The following is a 2,026-nucleotide window of genomic DNA, read 5'->3' on the forward strand; positions in this document are numbered from 1 at the left end:
ATGTCGTTCTCGCTGGTACCAGCCTGCAGGTTTACTTTATAAAAATCATGGCTGCCGACATTCACGCTGGCATTAACTCCTTGCAGGCTATCGCCGGTCACAGTGGTGATATCAATTGCGCCGCCAGCACCATTACCGTACTGCACTGCTGCTGCGCCCCGGATAACCTGTAATTGTTCAACGCTGTTTAAATCAATATCATCCACCTGGGTTTGGCCGTCAGGCAATGTGTAAGGGATGTCATCAACCTGCAATTGCAGGCCGCGCACACCAAACGGAGCGCGCGAACCGAAACCGCGGATGGATATCCGCAGGTTCTGAGCAAAGTTGTAGCGATTCTGAAAATATACGCCAGGCACAAACTTAAGCGCTTCGTTTAATTGCAGTGCTTCCTGCAGTTGCAGTTCCTGCCGGGCATCGAGTAGCGAAACTGCCGCCGGGGTAGCAAAGAGATCCCGTGATAATCTCGTTGAAGTCACCTTTACTACTTCAATATCTTCAGCTGCTGGTGGTCCCGCTGATGGTGTTACTGCTGCAGCAAGCAGAGGCGGGCTCATGAGAAGTATGGTTAATGTTAGTGAGGTCATTAGGTGATGCTGAGTCATATTGGCCTTGCTGATTCTGTAGTTAGTTGCAGATGTGTCGAGAACAGGTGAGTTCACGAAGTCATCGCTTTATAGGGGTTATTGCCGGTTTGTGGGCTGGGTATCAGGGACGAAAGCGAACATGGTTCCGATGCAGGTCCTTTATGCTACTGCACCCCATGAGTCGCATGTCGCGTTCGATTTCAGCCTGCATGAGCTTAAGGACCCGCTCCACACCAGGCTGTCCGGCCGCCGCCAGTGCATACAGGTACATCCGCCCAATTCCCACCGCTTTTGCGCCCAGCGCCAGTGCTTTAAGTACATGTGAGCCACGCTGCACGCCGCTGTCAAAAAGAACGTCGATATCATTGCCTACTGCGTCGACAATTTCGGCCAGTTGATCAAAAGAGCTGCGTGAGCCGTCAAGTTGGCGCCCGCCGTGATTAGAAATCACGATACCGGTGCAGCCAATGTCTACTGCACGCTTGGCATCTTCAACGCTCATAATGCCTTTTAAACAGAACTGACCATCCCAAAAATCAACCATGTCGGCCACATCCTGCCAGTTCATTGCCGGATCCAGCATATTGGTAAAATAATCACCGATAGAGCTGCTGCCGCCGTCCATGTCAATATGGGCCTGCAGTTGTGGTAGAGAGAATTTTTCATGGAGCAGATAGTTGATGCCCCAGGCGGGTTTACGGGCAAATTCAACCATGCCGCCCAGGGTCAGACGAAAGGGTATGGAAAAGCCGGTACGTAAATCCCGCTCCCGATTGCCACCGGTGATTGAGTCTACCGTCAGCATCATAACTTGTATGCCACTGGCTTTCGCCCGTTCCATCATGGCCCGGTTAAGCTCGCGGTCTTTATGAAAATAAAACTGATACACCTGGGGAATATCAAAATCCTGTGCAATTTTCTCCATCGACACGGTGCCCAGCGACGACACGCCGAACATGGTGCCAAACTTTTCGGCGGCGGCCGCAACTGCATATTCACCCCGGTGGTGATATAACCGTTGCAGGGCGGTAGGAGAGCAGTACACAGGTAATTCAAGTCGCTGACCCATCACCTCGATACTCAGATCAACATCTTTGACACCGCGAAGTACCCCGGGAATTAAATCACACTGATTGAAGGCTTCAGTGTTACGCCGCATGGTTACCTCGTCATCGGCACCGCCGTCGATGTAATTATAAATTGGGCCGGGCAGGCGTTTTCTCGCCAGGGTTCTGAAGTCCTGATAGTTATAGCATTGATTCAAGCGCATAGCGTGTTACTACCTCTTTTTGTTACTGCGATAGGGTTGGGGGCGAAGGTGAGCGTTGCTCGATAGATCCCCGATCGGCCTGGATGTATAAAAACTGGTTAGCCGGAATATTGTGAAACGTACTGACACTTCCTGTTTTGTCTGGCCATTCAATAGTAATGGTGTCTGC

Annotated in this window: 2 protein-coding genes; both read right to left on the reverse strand. The window is 51.2% G+C overall.

Translation table 11 applies throughout. The features are described 5' to 3' along the window. The coding region (locus MK185_17815; GenBank protein ID MCH2042487.1) for a Plug domain-containing protein at window positions 1-557 on the reverse strand (557 nt) is incomplete at its 3' end. A 151-nt stretch (window positions 558-708) separates the two neighbouring features. Beyond that, window positions 709-1,857: an alpha-hydroxy-acid oxidizing protein gene (locus tag MK185_17820; protein MCH2042488.1), complete on the reverse strand. Its 1,149-nt coding sequence runs from the start codon at window positions 1,855-1,857 to the stop codon at window positions 709-711. Window positions 1,858-2,026: the final 169 nt, after the last annotated feature.

The organism is Saccharospirillaceae bacterium (assembly GCA_022448365.1).
Classification (GTDB): Bacteria; Pseudomonadota; Gammaproteobacteria; order Pseudomonadales; family Oceanobacteraceae; genus Bacterioplanoides.

Excerpts from the sequence above, each read along its gene's own strand:
- MK185_17820 (MCH2042488.1), bottom strand. The coding sequence starts at position 1,857 with ATGCGCTTGAATCAATGCTATAACTATCAGGACTTCAGAACCCTGGCG.